The organism is Blautia coccoides, from assembly GCF_034355335.1.
Taxonomy (GTDB): Bacteria; Bacillota; Clostridia; order Lachnospirales; family Lachnospiraceae; genus Blautia; species Blautia producta.
The window spans coordinates 462,162-485,927 of sequence record NZ_CP136422.1 but is presented as its reverse complement, the minus strand read 5'-3'; the positions used below and the strand labels follow the sequence as shown (position 1 = coordinate 485,927).

The following is a 23,766-nucleotide window of genomic DNA, read 5'->3' as shown; positions in this document are numbered from 1 at the left end:
TTTTTATTTTACGGAATTTTTCCCGAACACGGAGGTAATGAATATGAAACAGGTTTCTACAGAGAGTATGGGAACCCGGCCTTTACTGCCGCTCATTATGTCACTGTCTTCCCCCATTATGCTCTCTTTACTGGTGCAGTCTCTTTATAACATCATTGACAGTGTATATATCTCTCACTATGACGGCAACGGTCTGACAGCCTTATCCCTGGCGTTCCCTGTGCAGACCTTAATTACCGCCGTGGCATCGGGAACCGGTGCTGGCACCAATATAATAATTGCAAAAGCTTTAGGTGCAAACGACTCAGAAAATGCATCCTCCACTGCATTTAACGGGTTTGTTTTGTCATTGATTAATTGGAGTTTTTTTGTTATAATAGGCATACTGATTTTAAAACCATATTTTTCCATTTTTACTGCCAACACAGAAGTGGCTTCCCTGGGGCTTAAATATTTAAACATTATACTTCTCTTCTCAATTGCCCCATTCACTGAAAACGTAGCTGTCAGGATTCTGCAGGCAACAGGCAATACGTTCATGCCTATGATATTTCAATCCGCTGCCGCCTTGCTGAATCTGCTTCTAGACCCTATTTTTATATGGGGGTTCGGAGTCATTCCCGCAATGGGTATTTCTGGTGCTGCAATTGCAACTGTATTATCGCAGTTTCTTTCAGCTGCTCTGGCAGTGATCACAGTATTTTTCAAGCAGACTGTTCTGACTGTGTCATTCCGAATCCCCCGTTTTAACTTGATAAAGGAAATCTTTATCACAGGGCTTCCTTCTGTATTGGGAATGGCTCTTGTATCAGCTTATATCTCAGGGCTTAACGCTGTCCTCTCCCGTTTTTCTGAGGATGCGGTGTCTTCCCTTGGTATTTACTATAAGCTCCAAACGTTTCTGCTCATTCCTACCTATGGCTTAAATCAGGGAGTGACTCCCCTTATGGGATTTAACTATGGGGCCAGAAAATATAAGCGTGTGTGGCATACTTTATGGTACAGCCTTGCCATATCCACAGTCACGCTTACTGCAGGCACTCTGTGTTTCTGCTTATTCACGCGCGAGATACTGCTCCTCTTTCATGCTTCTGACAGCCTGATGCATACCGGAATACCCGCTTTAAGAATTATAAGTACAAGTTTTCCGTTTTTCGGCCTGACAATTTTAATGCCTACTCTGTTCCAAAGCACTGGCTGTATACGGCAGAATATAATCATAACTCTGCTCAGAGAGGTTTTTCTGCTTGTACCGATTGCTTGGGCACTCTCGCATTTTGGACTAATATACACATGGATGACATTTCCTATATCAGAAAGTATTGCAGCTTTTTTGTCCTGCTATTATACTTATGTATTGTTCCGGGGACCACTGGCTTACCGGCGTCTCCCCCTCGAATAAATTATGCTGTATTTCATTATATTGAAGTGGAGGATTTTTCTTGAAATCAACAGATATCGTCATCGACAAAACATCTGACCAGCCTATCTACCAGCAGATAGCAGACAGGATCACCCAGTCGGTGCAAAAAGGATTTTTAAATCCAGGAGACAAACTGCCTACCAGTCAGGATTTTTTCGATAATTATGGTATTGCGCGGGGAACTGTAAAACATGCCTATAATATCCTTGAAAAAAACGGTATTGTAACTGTAATACAGGGCAAAGGTTCTTTTATCAAGGAAAAAAATGGTCCTGTACAATCCATTGACGCAGTAGACCAGTATCTGGAAGAACTGCTGGCTCTCGGTTTTTCCCTGGATGATATTGAAGGACTTATCAGCAAAAGATTAAAAACTCTGCAGGATGAACAAAATGTCTTTAAAATAGCTGTCATGGAAAGCTGTCCGGAGCTGCTCGATTGCCTGATCACAGATTTGGAGCAGTTTCCTAATACAAAAATTTTTCCGTTTCTGGTAAACGACATAAACGGGCAGCATACTTTTTCACTCCAGGAATACGATTTGATCGTGATAATGGAAAAGAACATCCCCTTATTCCTTGGAACAGAGATTGATCATGACACAAAAAACAAAATTTTGCCTATATCTACGATCCTGTCTCCCGGCACCCTTAAATTACTGGCAAAAATTATACCCGGAGAGCCATCAGGCATTTTATGCCAGACCAAACGTTTTGCCGGCATTTTAAAATGGGAGTTATCCTCATTGAATGCCATGCTGTCTCCCAAAGAAGTGCTGCTGTACAGTACGGCAACCGCAGATAACCTGTATTCATTTTTAAAAAATAAACGTCATTTGCTTATATCGTCAAATTATCTGCAAAGCTGTACACCGGAGCAGGAAAAAATACTCCAGGCCTATGGAGAAAGCGGTGGAAAACTTTTACCAGTTCAATATACGATTGACAGCGGTTCCGCACTCTATATTGAAGAATTTATAAGAAACTATCACTTTTCACATTATAATACTTCACGGTAAACAGAGGTATCACTATGAATATCTGTATTGATAAAAACAGTTCTGTACCAGCCTATTTACAGATAACAGAACAAATCAAGGCCAAAATAAGCAGCCGCGAATTAGCACCCGGAGACAGGCTTCCCACAGAACGGGAGCTATCTGAAGCGATTCATATTTCAAGAGGTACCATTAAAAGAGCATACGATGAATTAGGGGATATTGGAGTGCTTGAAAGAATTCAGGGAAGCGGGACGTTTGTGGCCCAACTTCAGGATCTATCTATTTTAGACAACAGTGACAAAGCAGCCAGAGTCATTGATAAAATGATCACAACGCTTTCCCGTATGCACCTATCATACAATGAAATGGAAGACCTTATCAACTCCAAGCTTCAGTGGAAGCGTCAGGAATCCCGCAATATCCGGGTAGCTGTGGTAGACTGCAACATGGAAACGCTAAGCCTTATCAGCAGTCAGCTTTACAATATCTCCGATGTGGATGTAACTGAGTTGATACTCAGTGATATTGTAAAATCACCACAGAAACTGACCTATGGCTACGACTTAATACTCACCACCAAAAATCATTATTTGCAGGTGATCGATCTTGTTCCCAGTTTGGCAAGTCATGTTATGAAAGTGGCTATTGTCCCTTCGCAGAAGGTCCAATACGAACTTGCGGGTATACATGAAAATATGTCTGTCGGTATCTGGTGTATGAGTCAGGAGTTTGCCAGTGCAGTCTATGATAATACCATGACTCTGGGGCAAGGAACACCAAGAATTGACTTCCAATTAGACAATGCCCCCTGTTCCCTTTCTGATTTTTTGGATGGCAAAGATGTGCTGATCCTCCCGTATGACTATTTAAACGGCAGCAGAACGGGTGAACTGGAGGTAATTCAAAAATTTATGCAAAGCGGTAAACAGGTTATCTTCTTTGAATATCACATAGACCAGGGATCTCTGATTCATATTACACATGAATTAGAACTCTGTCGCGAAAACAGACAGCCTGTCTCTCTTTGACCATACAAGCATCAACACAAAAATGTTCTTACTTTGATAATGTACCCTCTGTCTGTTTGACAGAGGGTACATTACTATGACTGCTTTTCTCCATCTCTTTTGGTCGTTTCGTCATTATTTTCCCCATTTCCGGCAACACTATAAAATAAACGTAACTGTTTCAATACCCTCACAGTAACGGACAAAAAATAATCTAATTGGAGGCCAGTCATGAAATTATGTAAACTAATCCCCATATCCCTTGCCGCCTTTCTGCTCCTGACCGGGTGTGGTTCCAGCAAGTCCAACACAGAAGATTATCTAAAGGAGGAAAATGCCATCATGGACAAAATGATGGAGGAGATGGACAAGGCACAAAACACCGGCAGTGCAGAGCTTGATTTTCTCAATGGTATGATTCCTCATCATCAGTCAGCAGTGGAGATGTCTAAAAGCTATCTGGAATATGCCGGAAAAGACGGAGAGTTCAAAGGCCTGGCAGAGAACATTATAAGCGCCCAAAACAAAGAAATTGATCAGATGAACACCATGACAGAACGTTTTCAGAAAGCCGAAAATCCTGATCCTGAAAAAGAGGCTGCCTATCTGGAAGAATACCGTACCTTGATGGATAAACACCACAGCTCCCATACTGCGGCGGAAACCTCTGATCTGGAGGCCGCTTTTGCACAGGGCATGTCTATGCATCACCAAATGGCTGTAGATATGGCAGAGATCATTCTCAAATATACAGAGGATGAAGAGCTGACTCAATTTTCCCAAAATATCATAACAGAGCAGGAAAAAGAAATAAAAGAAATGCAGTCCTATCTGGATAAAAACACAGACGGCGGAAACCATAAGCATTAAAATGTGTCATAAACTCCTGTGAGGACACACCAAAATCAATTAACAAAAACAAGATATTCAGCTGCTCCCCGCAATGATGTGATATAACTTAATAGATAAAACAGGAAACATTATCCGCGGATAGTCCATCCCCATATCCGATTGCGAAAAACAAACCGATAGAAAACTATAAAGCCAACATAAATATCCGCCATACCAGTTCAGATATGGCGGATACCTTTAACTTATTTTAGACATTTTACTTGTCTGCCTGACAAAGGACTGCTCCAAACCAGACAGACATCTTTCCTATTTTTTCAGTTTCTTAAAATTTACTCCTCCAAAAATAATTAAAGCAGCTCCTGCCCCTAATACCATTGGCAGGAAAATGTCCATCTCATCACCGGTCTTTGCATTTTCTGCTGCTCTTGTGCTCTTCTTTGCGGCACCTGCTATATTCTTTGCTGTATTTGAAGTGTTTTTTACTATTTTGGGTGGTTCCTTGTCCGGCTTGGAAATTTTATCGGTCTGCTCCCCTCCCTGTGGATCATCCGAGAGATTGTCATTATTGTCATCCCCGGGATTCTCACCCGGTTTGTCCGACGGCATGGGGTCTGCCTCTTCCTTCATACAGATGGTTCCTGTTCCGTTCTCTGTTTCCACTACAGCCCCGTCTAATGCAAGTTCCTCTACTTTTACTTCTATATTTGTGCTGTCACCCGGCTGCAGCCCTGTATTCTGAAAAGTCATATCCAGAAGGCTGCCTTCCGTAGAAAATGCCTCCGCAGATGCAAATGCCAACACAATTTCCCCCTCCGGCTTGTTTCCGTTTACCGGATCATTGATCTGAACCATCGCCCCGGACAAGGCAGACCCCTTCACAGCACTTTTCAGGCTTAACATGGAAGAATCATAGATAATCCTCAATTTTCCGTTTGTCACAGCCCCGGCTCCTGTGATCCGGCAGGATGCTGTTGCTGATGAAGCTCCGGCCCCAATCTCCGAGGCCTGTACCTCTGCCTTTGTTCCTTCTGCATATACAGAAATGGCCGAACTCAGCACCAAAAGCAGTGCAGCAGCTATAGAAGATATTTTTTTTGCTTTTCTCATCTCTTATCCTTTCTCCGGAACTGCCGTTGAAATTAAAATGATCCGATCAGTTCCGCTGCAAATTTCTGAATCAGGACAGCATCCGCGGTATCCACGTCTCCATCTCTATTCACATCTGCAGCTTCTCTGTCCATATCCTCAATGGTCAACAGTTCTGCGCTCAGTTTCAGCACAAGGGCTGTATCACTGGTATCCACATTTTTGTCATTGTTTACATCACCCAGAATCCTGACTTCCACAAGCTGCCCGGTCAGTAATCTGGCTGCCTCATTTACTTCTTCTCCGGTAGCATCCACGTCTTCATATACAGGTCTCACCGCATCAACTGCCTCCTGCAGTCCCTCAAGAGAAGAAGCCGTATACTTCTCGGAACTTTTGAGGATTTCATCTGCCATATTCCATACAGATTCCAACGCCGATTTATCACCTCTAAGTTTCAATCCGCAAATTGCCTCTGCTACTGCCTCATAGTGAGCAGAAACATCCTGCTGTGACCGGTCTTCATTGGCGATCACGCCCTCTGCGTCCGTGATGATATCCTGAAGTGCTTTCACCGAATCACTTGTATATTTTTTCTGGTCCTCTAAAATGAACTTAGCGAGATCTACAATACTCTCAAGTCTTTCAGCGCTGACCATATCCTTCAGTTCCATCAGTGCGTATATCAACTTTTCAGCCGCATCATTCACATCCTCCTGGGCAGCATTCTTGTCTTCCAGAACACTATTGAGAAATCTCAAGGCATTTTTCAGATTTTCAATCCCTTCCGGGCGATAAATGGAAGTATCATTTTCCAAAATAGATGCAGCCTCCTGTGCCACAGCCTCTGCCACAACAGTGTTGACTCCCGGAACAAGGCATCCCCATTTCAGGATCAAATCTTTATATGCCTCATCCACATCATTCTGAGATACATCCGGATTATTAAGAACGCTCTGTGCATGATCCAGTGCATCTGCAAAATCCTCCCAGCTCTCCGTGGTATATCCATCCGGAGCCAGTTCTGCCTTCTGCTCTACTGCTGCCCGTAAAACTTTTACGGATACCAGGGCATCTTTTGCATTGTTCAGAGCTTTAACAGCCTCTTCCACCTCTTCCTGTGCCGCCTCCGGGTTTTCAGCCACTCCTTCTGCTGTCTCTTTTACCTGCATAAGCGCTGTATAACTGCTCTGGGTATAATCTTCCGGTTTCAGACTTTCCACCTCTTCCAGAAGATTATTTAATCCCTCTTTTTCTACCGGTTTATCCGGTTCTTCTGCAGCAACATATCCAACTCTGATATTGTCCATACGGCACCATGTATCAGCACCCATGTTGCCGTAAAATCCAATCTTCAGCGTGTTGTCTGTAACTTCTGCTTCCAGACCGATCATCTCATATGCAGTATTAGTTGGAATATTTTCCTTTGCAATGATTTCATCTGCTCCGTTCTTAGCATACATATAAAAATCATCCGTATCCTTAACACCTGCGTTTACCATCACATTAACTGTGTAAGTACCGTTGGGGATGTCATACAATGTCTGATATGTATGTCCCAAATATGGAGATGACCTGTAGTAAGATAAGCTTCCCTTTCCTTCGTATATTTCTTTTGCTCTGGAGGTAATATAACAGCCATAAGGAGAATAGGTATACTCATTAACCCATCCGACAGAAAGTGCCTGTTCAAAATCTCCGTTCACAATTTCTGTCTCTTGGGGGATTACCATATCAACCGATACTTCCGCACCTTTTGTCACCTGAACATTCTGTTTTACCGCACTCACCGCGGAATCAGTGGACGCAATTACCTGATAAACCCCGCCCATCACATTTTCAAGACAGAATGTGCCGTCCGCTTCTGTCTCAATCTGATATCTTGTCATATCATCTTTTGCATTGCAGCCTCTCAGTGAAATCTTTGCCTTTCCTGCCGGATTACCATTCATATCCGTCACGGTTCCGGTAAGCGTACCTGCGTTTCTTTCCATAACGGTATCAATTGCATGAACAATTTCGCCCTTTTTCACCTCTACCCGGACAGGCCCCTGGTTCGTATATCCCATTTTTTCAAAATACAATTCATATATACCCGCTTGAATGGTGCTGAAACTGTATTTGCCTTCTCCGTCTGTAGTCTCTATGAACTCAGAATCATCATTTTTCAAAATAACTTTCACATCCGAAAGTACACTGCCGCTTTCATCCGTAACTTTTCCCGAAACATCTCCGGTATTGATGACAAGTGTGAACTGAATGCCTTCCACGGTCTCATTCGGAAGTACCGTAACTCTCTGAGGTTCCTCCTGTAGTGCATACCCGTCACAGGATGCAGAAATCAAATAAGTCCCCGGTCTCAGCATATTAATGGAAAAACTCTGATCCTCCTCCGCTATGGGTACCTGACAGGTATATACATCTGTTCCGTCTTCCCTTACAGCGTGTATGAAAACATTTTTGCCCACAGCATCCGAATGGATCGTTCCGGATACCGCTCCGCGCTCTGCCGTAGTATCTGTTTTTATAAAAGTAATATCATCTATGTAACAGGCTGTTTTTGCCTTGCCGTCAGCCAGGAATCCTACTTCCACGGCACCGCCGGAAACGGGTATATTTTCCAGCGTGACTTTCTTCCAATCATTCCCATTCTCAGTGATATCACAGGCAAATGTCATACTGCCGCTTACTGCATACATTTGCAGGACCTTGAAATCACCGCTTCCTTTTATATACGCGGTCATGTCATATTCCCCATCAGGCAGTCCTACATATGGGGTTGTCTTGACCTCCTGGGATATACTTCCCGCAAAATCCACCGTGTCTGTAAGCGCAAGACCATATTTTCCGGTTACTGCATTCCCGCTGTTTTTGATGGGTGAACTGCCTTTTTCCACAGTATTCTTCCATCCTGCCAGGGATGATGCGGACACACGGTCCGCGTCAAAGCTTCCATTCTTGATGTGATTATTATCCTCTGCAGCACTCCATTCTCCTGTTGTCATATCCAGATTCCAAGAACTTAAAGAGTTGAAATAGGGTACATCACCATCAAAGGATAATGGACACCACTGGTTATACCCCAGGCCGTTATTTGCAAAGTCAGACCAACGGTCACCACAAAAAAGAACGGTATCCTGGGCGCTGCCCTGCACTGTATAGAAAAATCCTGTCTGTGATACATGGCAGAAGTCATCACTGCAGCCCGGCATCACCTGCATTTTAGTTTCTGTACCTTTCTGTTCCAGGTATTCCGGTTCCAGACTGTCCAAAACCATATAGTATGCATGAGATGCGTTCCAACCGTACAGATCCGACGCACAGATATAATACTTGCCGTTGTATTTGAACATACAGTTGCCTTCACGGCCGTCCCCCTGGAATACCTTGTAAGGCTCTCCGATTTCTATTTTGCCTTCTGCATTCTCCCGGATTTCCGACAGGAAGATTCTGTTTCGTCCTCTGCCGTAAGAATACAGCAGATAATCTTTTCCTGTATCTTCATCTGTAAATACCGTCTGGTCGCCGGTATTGGATGTTCCACCTGTATAGGATGCCATATTTATTCTCTGGTCCCACTTAAACTGGCCGGTAGGACTGTCTGATCTTAGTAGAAGAACCTGCTTTGTTACACCGTCTTTAGAGGTATCCCCTCCCGCATTATCAATGACATCACCCGGATCTGCAAACTCGTGCTGAATTGCCATAACATAAGTTCCACTCTCTTCCATGTAAGCTACGCCCATTCTTCCCAGCCAAGTTGCCGGATTACCGTTGGTCTGTTCTACGCCGCTCACCTCAGATTCTGTCAGCACATTGCCCTCAAACTTCCAGTTTGTCAGATCATCTGAAGTATAACATGTGACTGCTTCAAATGTAGTCGTGCTGTAGCCTTTGGCTGGATTTTTATAAAAAGCTTCTGCCTCTTTATACTTTACTCCATACCAGTAATATGTGTCCTTTCCCGTATCCGGATTCTTGAATTTAAAAATTCCGCCCCCCTGTGAATAAATGGGATCTCCGTTAATATCATGCCAAAATGTATCATTTTTTATATTCCGTGACTGGGCCTGCACAGTCTTTGGTGCAGCCGCCCCTGATGCAAAGGCCATAGCAAAAGCCATGATTCCGCAAAGCAATAAACGTTTTTTCATTCTTTTCCTCCTAAGTCATTATATATTACACCGCCATTACTTGACCGCTCCCGTAATGCCTTCCGCAAAGCTCTTCTGCAGACAGAAAAACACTACTGCGGTCGGAATGGTACAAATCAATACACCCAGCATCAACATTCCGTAATCCACGGTATATCCCCCCAGCAGATTCGCTACCAGCATGGGCATAGTAATAGAATCATCTGTCTGTAAAATCACTTTAGGCCACAGATAATTGTTCCAGGCATTCATAAACGTAATAGTCATGGCAGCCGCATAGGTAGAACGCATAGTCGGAAAAAACATTCTGAAGAAAATCCCCACTTCACTCAGCCCGTCAATTCTAGCAGCCTCAATAATATCATGTGGAAATGAGCGTGCACTCTGCCTAAACAGCATGATCAAAAAGGGAGTGGATACTGTGGGCAGCATGAACGCAGCCATGGTATTTACCATTTTCAACCCTGAAAACATCTTAAACAAAGGGATCATGATAGCCGCAAAGGGGATCATCATGGCAGTCAGCAGAAGGGTCATGACTATATCCTTACCCTTATCATGATAAATCTCGAATCCGTACCCTGCAATGGAACAGACCAGCAAAGCAAGCAGTGTCAGTATGACAGCATTGCGGAAGGAATTCCACAATGCCCTGGCAAGGTCCTGGTTTTCCAAAAGAGCTTTCATATTCTGTGCAATGTATCCTCCCGGCAGCATTCTTCCCGCCACCACATCAGTACTTCTATTGGTGGCACCGCAAAACATATAGTACAGTGGAAATACGGACAATAGGGATACCGTGGAAAGGAATACATATTGGAATACCTTCTTTCCTCTGCTCATCGTTCATCACCTACTTTCATCTGAATAACGGCCAGAACAGCTACCATAACCAACACAATTATAGACATAGCCGCCGCATAACCAAAGTTTGGACTCTGTACAAAGGATGTATTATATATGTAATGTGACAAAGTCATGGTTGATTTTCCCGGTCCGCCGTTTGTCAGGTTCAGAGACTCGTCAAACAATTGTAAGGTTCCATTTGTGGACATGATCGCAGTCAGAAGTATGGTGGGCTTCAGTAGCGGCACTGTAATTTTAAAGAAGGACTGAAAGGGGGATGCCCCGTCAATCTTGGCTGCCTCATACACGGAATATTCAATATTCTGCAGTCCGGATAGATAAAATACCATGTTATATCCCGTCCATCTCCAGATCAAGGCAATTATGATGACGGCCCTTGCCGTCCACGCATTGGCAAACCACATAATAGGATCCAGCCCTATGTTTCTTAGAATGGTATTGATAAATCCGTCATTGGCAAACATGGAACGGAAAATCATAGCATATGAGACAAGGGATGTAGCACAAGGCAGGAAAATTGCTGTGCGGAACAATCCCTTAAAACGCAGCTGTTTATTATTCAGCATAGATGCCAGCCCCAGTGCAAGCACCAGCATAACAGGCACCTGGATAACCAGGTAAAAAAATGTATTGAACAGGCACTGACGGAATGTAGGGTCTTTCAAAATGCGCAGGTAGTTGGCTGCACCCCCAAAATTCAGATTAATTCCAATACCAGTCTGAAGGGACATGATAAAGGCTTTCACCATGGGATAAAAACTCATCCAGCAGATCAGTGCAGTCGCAGGTATCAGAAAGAGCCATCCGGTCAGGTTATGTTTCTTCTCAAGCGACAATCCTCTCTTTGTGTCACTCATGCAAGTCCTCCTTTTCTATCGCCTTATAAAAAATTTGCTGCTGCCTTTATGCAGCAGCAGCAAACTTCTCTATGGAATATCTTATTCTTCTCAGCCGCCCATATTGAACTCTACTGTAGACTGGGCATTTTCTATCTCAGCATCCATGTCCGCATTCTGCTGTGTGATATTAGAAAGGGCAACACCAATAGCATCTCGTGCATCATAGTAAAATGGTCCTGTAATGTTTGACGGTGTCCTGGTGGCAAAATCTACAATCTTGGCATACACCGCGTCGTTTCCGAAGAACGCAACATCCTGGTTATAGATATCCGATTCTGCTGCCGGCGCCCATGTGGAAAGAGCCCCTTTGCTGATCAAATCGTCATACAGTTCTGTGCTTCCGGCAAATGTGGATTTAAAGAAATCTTTAGCCAGTTCCTGGTTTTTACAGTTGGAGGTGATAACCCAGGAAGATCCGCCACTGTTAGAATAGTTGGTTGCACCCTCAGATTTGTCCAGTTTCGGCATATTTGTGATTGCCCACTTTTCTGCCTGATCCTCTTTTCCTGTAACGGTGGCCATGATCCAACAGCCGTTCATGGCCCCTGCAACAGTACCATTATTGATAGACGCAACATACTGATCCCAGTCTGTAACTTCCAAAAGTGTCCCATCCTTTACCATCTGGGTATAGATTTCCATACATTCTTTCAGGGCGTCATTGCCTACTATATTGATGGAACCGTCCTCGTTAAACATGGAGGCTCCACAGGACTGAAGCATCATCATGATCTGGTCCGGGGAACCGGCCTGTGCGGTTATCATAGGCTGTCCTGCCTTTTCTTTTACCACTTTTGCTTTCTCCATAAACTCAGACCAGGAAATATCTGTGAAATCATCAATGGTAAATCCCGCCTGTTCCAGATAGTCTGTGCGAAGACAATTGATCACAGCACCGTTGTCAAAGGGAACCCCCAGATTCTTACCGTCTACTGTGGAGTATGCTGCCTTTGCACTTGAGAACTGCGTAAAATCAATTCCTGAATCCGAAAGATCTGTAAATACATCCGGATAATTGGTGGCATATTTCTGGAAAGAATTATCCTGCATCAAAAAGATATCGGGCAGTGTGCTCAAATCCCCCGCAGAAACGGCGGTTGTAACCTTTGTCTCAATATCATCAGACTGCATCTCCGTAACTTTAATCTGGAACCCGGGATGGTCCTTGGCATAAAGTTCCGCTGCCTTTTCAATGGCATAGATATTGAAATTAGGGTCCCAACACCATGCAGTCAGGGTATTGTCGTCACCTGATGCGGCTTCCGCGTTATCTTTTTCTTTACCTGCATCCTCTTTTGTCTCTGTACTTCCGTCACTTCCACCGCAGGCTGCCAGTGAAAATACCATTGCGGATGCCAAAAATACTGCTGCTACTTTTCTTCTCATAACTTAACCTCTCAATCCTGATTACTGTTTACGTGTTACGTGTTTGCGCGCATTTTGAAGATTATATTGATTCAGCCGGATATTACTGCCCACAATTTACTTAAACCGCGGCTTTTGTTCAGTGACAGCTGAATTTCTTCCATTTTTATGTAAACCAAATTTTTCTGGTAATTTTTGTTTTTCTCTGTTATAATTGGTCTCAATTTATTTTCCCCTAAACGGGACAAGCTAAAAAAGGAGGCCTTTATGAAAATCTCACTGCTTCAAACTATCTCTGCAGACCATATGGAGCTGAAGGAATATTGTATGGACAATGGAATTATGTCTGTCCATGTCCTCTCCTACGGCTGCGCTTTAACCGGCATCTATGTACCTGACAAAAGGACAGGGGAAAAAATCAACATTCTGCTATCCTTTGATAATCTTACGTCCTATCTGCACAATCCTCTGTACTGCGGCGCTGCCCTTGGCCCCAATGCAGGCCGTATTTCGGGCGGAACCCTGTACATTGACGACAAACATTACCAATTATCCCAAAATGATGGTGCCCATCACATCCACGGCGGTTTTCACAATCTTTCTTTTCAGAATGCAGCTTTGGTCAGCAGGGAAACCGACCTGGAATCTGCAGCGCTTACCTTTCAGACTGTTCTTCCCCATGGTTTGGATGGCTATCCCGGCCATCGGTGTATTCATATTACCTACCGGCTGTTCTCTGACAACCGTCTGACCGTCAGTTTTCGTGCATCCAGCGACCGGGAGACTTATTTCAATCTGTCCAGCCATGCTTACTTTAATCTGTCCGGAGATTTCACCAAAAATGTCCATGATCACAGACTGTTTATCCGGGGAAATGCGTTTGTGGAAAACGATGAAACACATATACCCATGGGAATATCCCATACGAATGGAACACCCTTTGATTTTTCCGCCCCGGTCTCCATACAGGAAAATATAGACAGGTACCCGCAGAATGTGCAGATACAGAGAGCGAGAGGATTGAACCATGCCTTTTTGTCAAACAAAGGGCACAACTACTTTGAGCCATCCCTAGTACTGGAAGACCATCCATCCGGACGAAGCCTGAAGCTCTATACGGATACACCTTCCATCGTGGTCTATTCGGGAGGCTTTATTGAAAACACTTATAAAATCAATGGAGGATGCCCCTCATCCCCGCACTGTGCCATAGCCCTGGAACCACAGGATATCCCCGATACTCCAAACTGCGGTCTGGCCCCCTTGCATATCGTAAAGCCCGGTGCGCTCTATTTAAGAACTTTTACCTATGCTTTTTCTTTTTAAGATCTATCTTATCTCGTCTCTTGCAGATACGGTAATCAGCTCACAGGCTGTACCGTTCTGCATTTCGGGCCATTTTTCTAAAAACCTTTTATGGCCTTCATGCAGTGCGTAGATTTTTACCAAAAGTTTTTCAGGAAAGTCAAAATACCGCAGGCTTAATTCTGCCGGTTCTCCGGTATAATAATAATCATTGAGCAGCTCATCTCCCTGATATATTTCAAGCTTATCTCCTCCATATGCAAATGTGAGGATACAGTCCAGTATATTTTCCGAATACTGTATCTCTATTTCATATGTCCTAGTTACTTCATCCTCATGGATCATACGGAATTTTGCGGCTGTCTTACTGCTCTCCTCTTTCCTCTCATAAACAGTGAAGGCGCCATCCCTGCCGCATCTGGCGAAGCCGGGAATTCCCGCCGGCATGTCAGGATAACATTTTATCTTTGTATATGGTGCCCCGGTTACCTTTACCTCCCCGTCCTCTTCCCACACATAGTTATCGGAGAGTATCAGATAGTCTCTGTCCAGTGTGATTTTCCATGCGTTCAGAGCATCTGCCCTGGAAAGATGCAGCGTCAAGGCTGCGCCTTCCTCCTTCCAACAGTAAAATGGCTCATAGTCACCGTAAAATACATAACAAGTCTCCGAACCTTCCAGTCTGCATAGGGGTGTTGCGGCTGCTGAAACCAGTTCCTTATCTCCCAGTTTCATGTGATAAGGGAAGAAGCCATATGCTCCTGAAGGTATGTCTATTTCATGGAATTCCACAGCATCTCTGCACCTTCCTGTAAGCTTTACCCCCATGTGAGCATCCATGGTCCTCTTTCTCTGATAATTATTAAAAAACACATATCCGTGAATGTCATCATGTCTCCATGAGTTCCTGAGAGAATGGGTATCTTCTGGGCTGATGTCCGCAGGCGCTATCTCCTCCGGAAGTTTCGCCATATCATCCCCAAAATCAGCCAGAAACATGGCAAGCAGTTTGATTTCTTTATATGTCTCCGATATCTGTCCATATTGGCGGATAGGGGCAAAAAAATCATAATTAATTACAGGCACATCGTTAGGATATCCACTCTCCCTGCTCTCCTGCAGGGTAGAAAACTTTCCTTTTGGATTGCTCCCTCCATGATACATATAATAACCAAGCATGGCCACACCTGAGCCAAGTTTTGCAAGAGACATTGCGCCGATATCCGTTCCTGTAGGCACAGGCCTTCTGTGTTCCGTAGGCTGCAGGCCACCGCCCAGTTCTGCCGTCAGATAAGGAAAATCTTCCTGGGAAAATGTCAGCTCGGAACTCACATGATGATCATTGGCTACCAGGGCATCATTCCTCTTACCGCTGAAGACGTAATTCTCATTTGCCTCTATCTCCGTAAGCCGTGGGTCCCAGGGCGCTTCACAGTAGCCTGCCATTACCGGCAGCATGCCGCCGGTCACAGCGCCGCCCCACCCGGTAGCCGTATAAAGCGGCACCTGAAAACCCGTTTTTTCAGCCAGTCCTTTCAGAGTCCTCATGTGCTGTTCACCGGCTTCACCGGAAAATCCTCCTACATGTCCATACTCATTTTCAATCTGTATACCAATTATCGGACCCCCGTCTTCATACATCTCTCCCCTGACCTGTTCATAAATCTGTTTCCAGAACCGCTCTACATATGCAAGATATCTCTCGTCATCACACCTGAGCGTGAATCCTTTCTGCAGCAGCCAGTCCGGAAAACCACCGTTTCTCACCTCACCATGACACCAAGGTCCAATACGGAGAAACAATTTCATTTGGATTTTACGGCAGAGTTCCACAAATTTCTTCAGATCCCGGCACCCCTCAAAGACGAAGGCCCCTTCCTCCTCTTCATGATGTATCCAGAAAACATATGTGGCTGCTACGGTAATTCCCCCTGCTTTCATTTTCCTCAGGGCTTCCTCCCAGAACTCCTCCCGGAAGCGGCTGTAGTGAATCTCCCCCATTACCGGAAACCATGGATTTTCGTCTTTTATCAGATAATTTTTGTTATATGTATACCCCATATAAAATCCCATCCTTCTATCCTCAGATATACCCCAGGGCACTTGCCGCATAACAGGTATCATAGCCTTCACTATATATACTGCAATCCTTTTCTGTTCTGGCCGCCGGAGGTTTTATGTTGGTTATAGTATATACGGTAATGTCCATGGGTAAAATGCTGTATCCTGCTATTTGATGGACTATTTTCCATTCACAAAGCAAAAAACCGGATTTTGCTGCGCTCCTGCAGTCAAAATCCGGCATTTTTACATAGTCCTTAATCCTTGTAGTGAAAATATTCGCTGTTTTTGTACTCCTTTGGGGATATTCCCACTACTTTTTTGAAAATTCTCGAAAAATAATACTGGTCCTGATACCCAAGCTGTTGAGCCACTTCATAAATATAGAGGTTAGTGGAACGCAGAAGTTTGCAAGCCTCCTTCATTTTAAGGCTGATATAAAAATCCATAGGTGCATGCTGGGTATATTTCCGAAATATTACGTTCAGATAGCTTTTAGACAACTCAAATTCCTCAGCAATCTGCTGAAGGGTCAGCTCCTCATGCAAATGTTTGTACATATAACGTACCACATTGGTCACATGGCGGTTCTGCTCCAGCGTGGTGTGGTGTTTTTCTCTGTTATACGTCTCGGCCAGTATCAGGGAGAGAACCTGGGATATGTAGATAAAATTCCCAAGGGTATAATTCCCGTCCAGCACACGGAACAGAAGCTCAAACAAAAACATCATACGGTTGGTGGCATTATCCGAATTGAAGGTCACTGTTTTGCACTCTTCAAGCGGAAAATATTTTACATCCTCCCCTTTAAAATGAACCCACAAAATACTCCAGGGGTCATCCTCGCAGGCATAATATCTATGGCCGCAGTACCTGGGTATGCAGAAGGCCTCATTTTCATGTATCATATACTTTCTGTTATTTACATATACGAATCCGCTTCCCGCTGTACAGTAAATGAAAATGTATTCTTCAATTCCATCCCTTCTTTCTCTGTAATGATGCGTTGCACAGGGGAAAAAACCCACATCTGTCAGAAACAGCCTCCGAACAAGAGGATGCTCCACATAATCCTGAAATGCCTCTGTGGGAAGCACCACCATGCGCTCCCCCTTAAATCCGTCTCTTTTTCTCTCTTCTGTCATTTCCTGTTCAAATATATTCATGAAAATATAGTATCACACCAGTGTAATATTGTCCATGAATAGCCAGAATAAGATATTCCTATTCTACAAGCAGAATAGTAAAATAATTGCAGAACAAATGGAACGGCGGACAGATTTACACCCCTCCGTTTCATAAAAAATAAAAGGTAACTTTTCAGTAAATTAAAAGACCTGCTGAATCGTTACAATAAAAGGAGCTAAGTATATGTCACAAACAAAACCGGTAAGAATCTGGGAAGAACCCTGTATTATCCCCACATACAAAGTCTATCCCCCGGAAAAAAGTCCTCTTTTTATTGAAAAACGGGCTTATCAGGGAAGCACCGGGAAGGTATATCCGCTTCCAGTAACAGAAAAAATCTCAGACACAAAAGAGGACGTAACCTACCAAGCTGTCTGGCTGGAGAATGAATATTTGAAAGTAATGGTTCTCCCCGAACTGGGCGGTCGCATCCAGCGGGCATATGATAAGACTAACGGGTACGATTTTGTCTATTACAACCATGTGATCAAGCCTGCACTGGTAGGCCTTACCGGGCCATGGATTTCCGGAGGGATTGAATTTAACTGGCCTCAGCATCACCGCCCATCCACTTACTCCCCGGTAGAATATACCACAAAAGAGAGTCCGGACGGCTCCTGCACAGTATTTATCAGTGAGATTGATAAGATGTACGGCACAAAGGGCATGGCAGCTATTACCCTACACCCCGGAAAAGCCTATATTGAGATCAAAGGACAGCTCTACAACAATACAGACCTTCCGCAGACTTTTCTGTGGTGGGCAAATCCCGCTGTCCCGGTAAATGACCATACTTATTCCGTGTTTCCCCCGGATGTAAATGCCGTCATGGACCACGGAAAACGGGCTGTATCTACTTTCCCCATTGCCACGGGAGAGTATTATAAATGTGACTATTCCGCAGGTGTAGATATCTCCCGCTATAAAAACGTGAAGGTTCCCACATCTTATATGGCCGCACATTCAGACTTTGACTTTATCGGCAACTACGACGAAAGTGTGAAAGCCGGGCTACTGCATGTAGCTGACCACCACATCTCTCCCGGAAAGAAACAGTGGACCTGGGGAAACGGGGACTTCGGCCGCACCTGGGATAGAAACCTGACCGATGGGGACGGCCCCTACATAGAACTAATGACCGGAGTGTTCACAGACAACCAGCCTGATTTCACCTGGCTGAAACCCCAGGAAGAAAAGACTTTTGTCCAGTATTTTATGCCCTACAAAGGTGTGGGAAGAGTGGGAAACGCCACGAAGGAGGCAATGGTCAGCATCAGCGAACCGGCCAATGGTTCCGTTACCCTAAAAGTCTATGCCACGGGAGTTTATGAACATGCTTCTATCCGGGTTATGGAAAAGGGACAGGTTCTCTGTGAGACAACCGCAGATCTGACACCCCAAAAATATTTTGAGATTTCTTTCCCGGCCCCCAACTATATGCCGGACTGTAAAGTTACGGTGTCCCACAGCGGCAGAATCCTGGTTGAATATGCCGTTTACAAGGAAGAACTGAAACCCATCCCCGAACCCGCCAAGCCTATGACGGCTCCCCAGGATATGAAATCCCTGGAAGAGCTTTACCTGGCGGCTTCCCACCTGGAACAGTACCGTCATGCCACTTATGAACCGGCTGATTACTATCTGGAAGGCCTCAGGCGGGATGCCACGGATATCCGCCTGAACAACGGGTATGGCCTGCTGCTTTTCCGCAGAGGACATATAAAGGACAGTATCTCTCACTTTCAGGCCGCTGTGGAAAAACAGACCCGTAAGAACCCCAATCCCTATACCGGAGAATGCTATTTTAATCTGGGACTGGCTCTGGAAGCTGACGGTCAGGAGGATAAGGCCTTTGATGCGTTCTACAAATCCACCTGGAGCGCTGAGACACAGAGTACAGGTTTTTACTGGCTTGCCTGCCTGTCCGCGCGAAAAAAAAGGTATGAGGATGCCCTGGAATTTGCTGAAAAGGCGTTGCCGCGCAACTGGCACAGCATGAAGGTCCGTACCCTGAAAGCGGCTCTCATGAGAAAACTTGACAGGGATAATACCGCACTGATAGAGGAAAGCCTCTCCATTGACCCGCTATATATGGGATGCCTGTATGAAAAAGCAGTCTCTTCCGGCACGTTCCAGTTCTGGAAAGAGAAAATGCGCAGGGAAGCACACAATTACCTGGAACTTTCCTATCTGTATAAAAACGCAGGGATGTATGAAGATGCACTGAGGATTCTCAGCGCCTGTGAGTCTGATAATCCCATGCTGTTCTATTACCGGTCCAGTATTCACCTGTTAATGGGCGATCGGGAAGCTGCCCTTACCTGTGCCAAAAGGGCAGAGTCAGCACCTTCCGACTACTGTTTCCCCAACCGTACCGAGGAATACGGCATTCTGATGTGTGCTGTAAACCTCCTGGGATCCGCCCCCATGGCACACTACTATCTTGGTAACCTTTTGTATGATAAAAAGCAGTATGAGAAGGCAATTGGTCATTGGGAAGTATCCTTAGCGGAAAAACCGGATTTTGCCACGACATGCCGCAATCTTGCCATTGCCTACTATAATAAGAAAAATATGCCCGAAAAGGCTATGGAAATGATGGAGAAAGCCTGCCGCCTGGACAGCACTTATCCACGGCTGTGGCTTGAATATGACCAACTGGCGGCCAAACTTTGTGTCCCGGTAAAACAGCGTCTTGAAACCATGGAATCCCACCCGGAGATCACGGCACAGAGAGATGACTTATACCTGCGATATATCACGCTCCTGAACGGCACTGGACGTTACGAGGATGCCCTAGCTGCCCTTAATTCCCGGCGTTTCCATCCCTGGGAAGGGGGAGAGGGAAAGGTAAGCGCCCAATATCGCTTTGCCCTGATACATCAGGCAGAGGAAAAGCTGGCGAAGAATGAACCGGAGAAGGCTTTTTCTCTCCTGGAATCCTCCCTCACCTATCCAGAAAATCTGGGAGAGGGAAAGCTTCCCAATGTACCGGATAACGAGGCCTGCTATTACATGGGAAAAGCCTGCAGGATGATGGGACAGGAAGAAGAGTCTGTAAAATATTTCCGCCTTGCCGCCTCCGGCTCGCAGGAACCGTCCGCTGTCCTCTATTACAATGACCAGCCATCTGATTATATCTATTATCAAGGTCTGGCATACCGGGAACTGGGAGAGGAAAACGCTGCAAGAAAATCCTTCCATCAGCTTATTATATACGGGGAAAAACATCTTTTTGATAAGGTATCCTATGACTTCTTTGCAGTTTCCCTGCCGGAGATCGAAGTCTTCCAGGATGATCTGCAGCTTAGGAATACACAATACTGCTGCTATTTAAGAGCCTTGGGCGCAGCCGGACTCGGAGAAAAAGAGAATGCAGTATTACTGCTGGAAGAAATTGTGAGGAAACAAAATGATCATTTTGAAGCTGAAGCACTTCTGCAGGAATTTAAAAAATTGTAATGGATGAAGGCGATATCATTATTTTTATTATTTTGTATAGTTCTCCTATATCTGTCCAAAAAGAAGGACCAAAACCCGTTCTCACCGGTTTCGGTCCTTCTCATATCAGCCGTCAGGCAGTCTTTACATTTTTACTGAACAAAGTCTTAATTCCATCAACAGCCATGATCACTGCCAATACTACAATCGGAACGATCAGCACACACTGAAGTCCTTCCACAAGAGCCTGCCCGGTTCCTCCTGCCAGTTTCAACACATTGTTCTTAAATGTAAGAACCAGAGTGCTGAGTGTTGCCGCAAGCATAAAGAACATTGGGAAGTAGAACATTTTGTTGTTCTTCCCGATCCGTTTCAGCCAGCAGGACACTGCCAAAAACGCGGGAACAGACACAAGCTGGTTGCAGGCTCCGAACAACGCCCATATCTTTTGATATCCGGCGATCGTCAGAAGTGCTGCGCAGGCAATGGTGATAATGGTTGCCACATACATGTTGCTGAGAATATTCTTTTCCCCATCCTTTTTAAACGCAAACAGCTCCTGGAACAGGAATCGTCCCAGACGTGTGGCTGTGTCCAGGGATGTGAGGGCGAATGCTGAAATCGCCAGAAGAATGATGGTCTTCATGGTTGTAACCGCCATATCTCCCATGCCCATATTGGCAAAGAAAGTGCTGATCGCGGTTGCAAATACAACAGGCGGAGTACCAATCTCCGCATAGGCACCGTCGGAGGTCAGATATCCCACAGCGATTAACGCGATCACTGCAAGCACGCACTCAATGAGCATGGAACCATATCCTATGAGCTTTGCGTCCTTCTCGCTGTTGAGCTGTTTTGAGGTGGTACCTGAACCGATGAGGCTGTGGAAACCTGATACAGCACCACAGGCAACTGTGATGAACAGGAACGGGAACAAGGTCTGTCCCCCGATATTCCATCCGGTAAACGCTTTGAGCTGCACATCCGGATTGGTAAAGAAAATGCCGATAGCAGCGGCGATCATCATAAAATACAACAAAAAGCTGTTCAGATAATCACGGGGCTGAAGCAAAATCCACACAGGAGCAACAGAAGCAATAAATATGTAAATAAAGATCACCACAAGCCATGCTGTTTTTGAAAAATAAACAGGGCATTTAAGACCCACAAAGATGCACAGTGCCAGAAGAAGGACACCAACGATGGTTGTGACGCCCAGATTTACATTCTTACGGTTCAGGAAACCAAATCCCACCGCCAGGGGAATGAACAACATGGATGCCATGGCTACAGACCCATTGGCAGCATTCTTTACCATATCACCGTCCGCGCCTGCGGTGAATCCAGCAAAGGTTCCTGCCACAATATCCGCAAATGCCGCTACGACCAAGATCAGCACCAGCCATGCAAACACGGTAAAACATACCTTTGATTTATGAGAAATATTCTCCTCGATAACCTCTCCCAGAGATTTTCCCTTATGACGGATAGACGCAAACAACGCAGAAAAATCCTGCACTGCTCCGAAGAAAATACCTCCGATGACGATCCACAAAAGCACAGGCACCCATCCAAAAATAGCCGCCTGAATAGGTCCGTTGATGGGACCCGCACCTGCGATAGATGAAAAATGATGTCCCAGCAGCACAGGGGCTTTTGCAGGCACAAAGTCCACGCCGTCCTCCTCCGTATGTGCCGGTGTCTCATGTTTTGGATCCACGCCCCACTGTTTTGCCAGCCAAGAACCGTAGGTTACATAGGCAATCACAAAGATCAAGATTGCCGCTCCCAGAATTACAACTCCACTCATAACTCTTTTCCTCCTCTTTATTGATGATTTGTAACTGTGAATGCTGACCAGTTACGGTGATATTTAAAAAGATGAAAAGTAACTGTTTATTACTCTCACAGCTACAGTGAAAACATCTTTTTATATCCTTTTATCAAATCTTTCGCCGCGGAATTACCGTATATCTTCCGGTTTTCCAGATCAAAAAGCACCGTGCGCTCCTCTGAAAATCCCCTCACTGCAAAGCGATAGTTCTTCCTGAACTTTAATTTTTTCAATACCTGCACCGTTTCCGGGGATACTACCTTTTCTGAGACAAACACGCCGGTCAGATAAGTATACATGTGATCCTTGACAGGCTCCGACTCCCCTCCCCTGACCAGTTCCGGCTCCATGTATTCCAGAAGCTGCTTCTGGAAACGCAGAATATCTCCCGCGTGTATCACATCCCGGCACTGAAAAAAGGCATGCTCAAAGCAGTGGGCACGCCACAGCTCTGCGCGCTTCACCAGCACATATTTTGCACTTGTCATGGAAAAACCGGCATATGCATCATAAACCTCTCCATGATACTCATATGGCTCCTCCACATCAAAATTCGGCCGGTATGTATCTATTATTTTATCGAGTACGCTCTGTCCATTCATTTTATTCTCCACTTAAAAGCAGCATTCGGTTTAAAGTTATATTTTATTAACTTTATAAAGTAATTATAAAATTTCTCTAAAAATATAACATTATATTATGATTTTTTCAACCCCCTTGCTCCATTTTTCATATCTGCCATAACTTATGGTTATACCAAAAAAACACGCATAAGGACTTTGCCCTATACGTGTTTTTCCGTGTTTCGTGATCATTTCTTAGCTTTTCCTGTAACTTCCTTCATCCGAATCTTCCATACACCTGTGGCTTTCAGGCTGCCGCTGACTGCATCCTCAAACTCATGCATATTTGTGGGTGTATGACGTTGGCACAGGATCCTGAGAGCATGAATTTTCTCTTCCTCCTCTGTTACCTCCTCTGCGTATCCGCTGATGACCGCTGATTCGTACTTTGTAGTAAACTTGTCCTTCAGTCTCTCCGTATCTCCCACACATACCAGACACACCGCCGGACTCTGCCTTAAAATATCAATCTTTCTGCCGGCCTTTGCTGTATGGAAATAAACTGACTCGCCATCTCTCACGATGGTCAGAGGCACAGCATATGGCTTTCCCTCCAAATCTGTCATGGACAGTACAGCCCATTCACATTTATCTGTAACCTCCAAAGCAAATTCGCGGGACCTTTCCCTGTCTTTTCTTCTCATACACATCCTCCTGTTCT

At 44.9% G+C, this 23,766-nt stretch carries 16 protein-coding genes; 6 read left to right on the top strand and 10 right to left on the bottom strand.

Annotated features, from left to right (window positions below):
• Positions 1 to 43 precede the first annotated feature (43 nt).
• From BLCOC_RS02135 to BLCOC_RS02120, 4 genes are all read left to right on the top strand, one after another.
• Positions 44 to 1,402: an MATE family efflux transporter gene (locus tag BLCOC_RS02135; RefSeq protein ID WP_165907247.1), complete on the top strand. Its 1,359-nt coding sequence runs from the start codon at positions 44 to 46 to the stop codon at positions 1,400 to 1,402.
• A 40-nt stretch (positions 1,403 to 1,442) separates the two neighbouring features.
• A complete protein-coding gene (locus BLCOC_RS02130) occupies positions 1,443 to 2,441 on the top strand; it encodes a GntR family transcriptional regulator (protein ID WP_115624229.1) in 999 nt (332 codons plus the stop codon).
• Between the two features lie 14 nt (positions 2,442 to 2,455).
• On the top strand, positions 2,456 to 3,451 hold the full coding sequence (locus BLCOC_RS02125; protein ID WP_115624228.1) for a GntR family transcriptional regulator: 996 nt from the start codon (positions 2,456 to 2,458) through the stop codon (positions 3,449 to 3,451).
• 210 nt (positions 3,452 to 3,661) lie between these two features.
• Positions 3,662 to 4,300 carry a DUF305 domain-containing protein gene (locus BLCOC_RS02120; RefSeq protein ID WP_115624227.1) on the top strand — a complete coding sequence of 213 codons (639 nt, stop codon included), beginning with the start codon at positions 3,662 to 3,664 and terminating at the stop codon, positions 4,298 to 4,300.
• 288 nt (positions 4,301 to 4,588) lie between these two features.
• On the opposite strand, the gene BLCOC_RS02115 is transcribed toward BLCOC_RS02120, so the two are convergent.
• From BLCOC_RS02115 to BLCOC_RS02095, 5 genes are all read right to left on the bottom strand, one after another.
• Positions 4,589 to 5,389, bottom strand: coding sequence for a hypothetical protein (locus BLCOC_RS02115; protein WP_115624226.1), 801 nt, complete (start codon positions 5,387 to 5,389; stop codon positions 4,589 to 4,591).
• A 32-nt stretch (positions 5,390 to 5,421) separates the two neighbouring features.
• On the bottom strand, positions 5,422 to 9,522 hold the full coding sequence (locus BLCOC_RS02110; protein WP_115624225.1) for a carboxypeptidase regulatory-like domain-containing protein: 4,101 nt from the start codon (positions 9,520 to 9,522) through the stop codon (positions 5,422 to 5,424).
• Positions 9,523 to 9,558: 36 nt separating this feature from the next.
• Complete coding sequence (locus BLCOC_RS02105) at positions 9,559 to 10,365, bottom strand: carbohydrate ABC transporter permease (protein ID WP_115624224.1); 807 nt, start codon at positions 10,363 to 10,365, stop codon at positions 9,559 to 9,561.
• Entirely contained in the window at positions 10,362 to 11,246 is an 885-nt protein-coding gene (locus tag BLCOC_RS02100; protein ID WP_115624223.1) for a carbohydrate ABC transporter permease, read from the bottom strand. The genes BLCOC_RS02105 and BLCOC_RS02100 overlap by 4 nt, the downstream gene beginning before the upstream one ends.
• 90 nt (positions 11,247 to 11,336) lie before the next feature.
• Positions 11,337 to 12,674 (bottom strand): ABC transporter substrate-binding protein, encoded by a 1,338-nt coding sequence (locus tag BLCOC_RS02095; protein WP_115624222.1) that lies wholly within the window; start codon positions 12,672 to 12,674, stop codon positions 11,337 to 11,339.
• Between the two features lie 246 nt (positions 12,675 to 12,920).
• On the opposite strand from BLCOC_RS02095, the gene BLCOC_RS02090 reads away from it, so the two are divergent.
• On the top strand, positions 12,921 to 13,979 hold the full coding sequence (locus tag BLCOC_RS02090; RefSeq protein WP_115624221.1) for an aldose epimerase family protein: 1,059 nt from the start codon (positions 12,921 to 12,923) through the stop codon (positions 13,977 to 13,979).
• 3 nt (positions 13,980 to 13,982) lie between these two features.
• On the opposite strand, the gene BLCOC_RS02085 is transcribed toward BLCOC_RS02090, so the two are convergent.
• On the bottom strand, positions 13,983 to 16,019 hold the full coding sequence (locus tag BLCOC_RS02085; RefSeq protein ID WP_115625526.1) for a beta-galactosidase: 2,037 nt from the start codon (positions 16,017 to 16,019) through the stop codon (positions 13,983 to 13,985).
• Positions 16,020 to 16,276: 257 nt separating this feature from the next.
• Positions 16,277 to 17,185: an AraC family transcriptional regulator gene (locus BLCOC_RS02080; protein ID WP_227225496.1), complete on the bottom strand. Its 909-nt coding sequence runs from the start codon at positions 17,183 to 17,185 to the stop codon at positions 16,277 to 16,279.
• A gap of 205 nt (positions 17,186 to 17,390) precedes the next feature.
• Between BLCOC_RS02080 and BLCOC_RS02075 the strand changes: the two genes are divergently transcribed.
• Positions 17,391 to 20,669, top strand: coding sequence for a DUF5107 domain-containing protein (locus BLCOC_RS02075; protein ID WP_115624219.1), 3,279 nt, complete (start codon positions 17,391 to 17,393; stop codon positions 20,667 to 20,669).
• 112 nt (positions 20,670 to 20,781) lie between these two features.
• Here the strand turns inward: BLCOC_RS02075 and BLCOC_RS02070 are convergent, their stop codons facing one another.
• The 3 genes from BLCOC_RS02070 to BLCOC_RS02060 form a co-directional block, all read right to left on the bottom strand.
• A complete protein-coding gene (locus BLCOC_RS02070) occupies positions 20,782 to 22,458 on the bottom strand; it encodes a carbon starvation CstA family protein (protein WP_018594624.1) in 1,677 nt (558 codons plus the stop codon).
• Between the two features lie 101 nt (positions 22,459 to 22,559).
• Positions 22,560 to 23,084, bottom strand: a complete 525-nt coding sequence (locus tag BLCOC_RS02065; protein WP_115624218.1) for a DUF8052 family protein — start codon at positions 23,082 to 23,084, stop codon at positions 22,560 to 22,562.
• A 209-nt stretch (positions 23,085 to 23,293) separates the two neighbouring features.
• Positions 23,294 to 23,749: a pyridoxamine 5'-phosphate oxidase family protein gene (locus BLCOC_RS02060; RefSeq protein ID WP_115624217.1), complete on the bottom strand. Its 456-nt coding sequence runs from the start codon at positions 23,747 to 23,749 to the stop codon at positions 23,294 to 23,296.
• Positions 23,750 to 23,766: the final 17 nt, after the last annotated feature.

Coding starts and splice junctions, on each gene's coding strand:
- BLCOC_RS02135 (WP_165907247.1), top strand. CDS start 44: ATGAAACAGGTTTCTACAGAGAGTATGGGAACCCGGCCTTTACTGCCG.
- BLCOC_RS02125 (WP_115624228.1), top strand. CDS start 2,456: ATGAATATCTGTATTGATAAAAACAGTTCTGTACCAGCCTATTTACAG.
- BLCOC_RS02120 (WP_115624227.1), top strand. CDS start 3,662: ATGAAATTATGTAAACTAATCCCCATATCCCTTGCCGCCTTTCTGCTC.
- BLCOC_RS02115 (WP_115624226.1), bottom strand. CDS start 5,389: ATGAGAAAAGCAAAAAAAATATCTTCTATAGCTGCTGCACTGCTTTTG.
- BLCOC_RS02110 (WP_115624225.1), bottom strand. CDS start 9,522: ATGAAAAAACGTTTATTGCTTTGCGGAATCATGGCTTTTGCTATGGCC.
- BLCOC_RS02105 (WP_115624224.1), bottom strand. CDS start 10,365: ATGAGCAGAGGAAAGAAGGTATTCCAATATGTATTCCTTTCCACGGTA.
- BLCOC_RS02100 (WP_115624223.1), bottom strand. CDS start 11,246: ATGAGTGACACAAAGAGAGGATTGTCGCTTGAGAAGAAACATAACCTG.
- BLCOC_RS02095 (WP_115624222.1), bottom strand. CDS start 12,674: ATGAGAAGAAAAGTAGCAGCAGTATTTTTGGCATCCGCAATGGTATTT.
- BLCOC_RS02090 (WP_115624221.1), top strand. CDS start 12,921: ATGAAAATCTCACTGCTTCAAACTATCTCTGCAGACCATATGGAGCTG.
- BLCOC_RS02085 (WP_115625526.1), bottom strand. CDS start 16,019: ATGGGGTATACATATAACAAAAATTATCTGATAAAAGACGAAAATCCA.
- BLCOC_RS02080 (WP_227225496.1), bottom strand. CDS start 17,185: ATGAATATATTTGAACAGGAAATGACAGAAGAGAGAAAAAGAGACGGA.
- BLCOC_RS02075 (WP_115624219.1), top strand. CDS start 17,391: ATGTCACAAACAAAACCGGTAAGAATCTGGGAAGAACCCTGTATTATC.
- BLCOC_RS02070 (WP_018594624.1), bottom strand. CDS start 22,458: ATGAGTGGAGTTGTAATTCTGGGAGCGGCAATCTTGATCTTTGTGATT.
- BLCOC_RS02065 (WP_115624218.1), bottom strand. CDS start 23,084: ATGAATGGACAGAGCGTACTCGATAAAATAATAGATACATACCGGCCG.
- BLCOC_RS02060 (WP_115624217.1), bottom strand. CDS start 23,749: ATGAGAAGAAAAGACAGGGAAAGGTCCCGCGAATTTGCTTTGGAGGTT.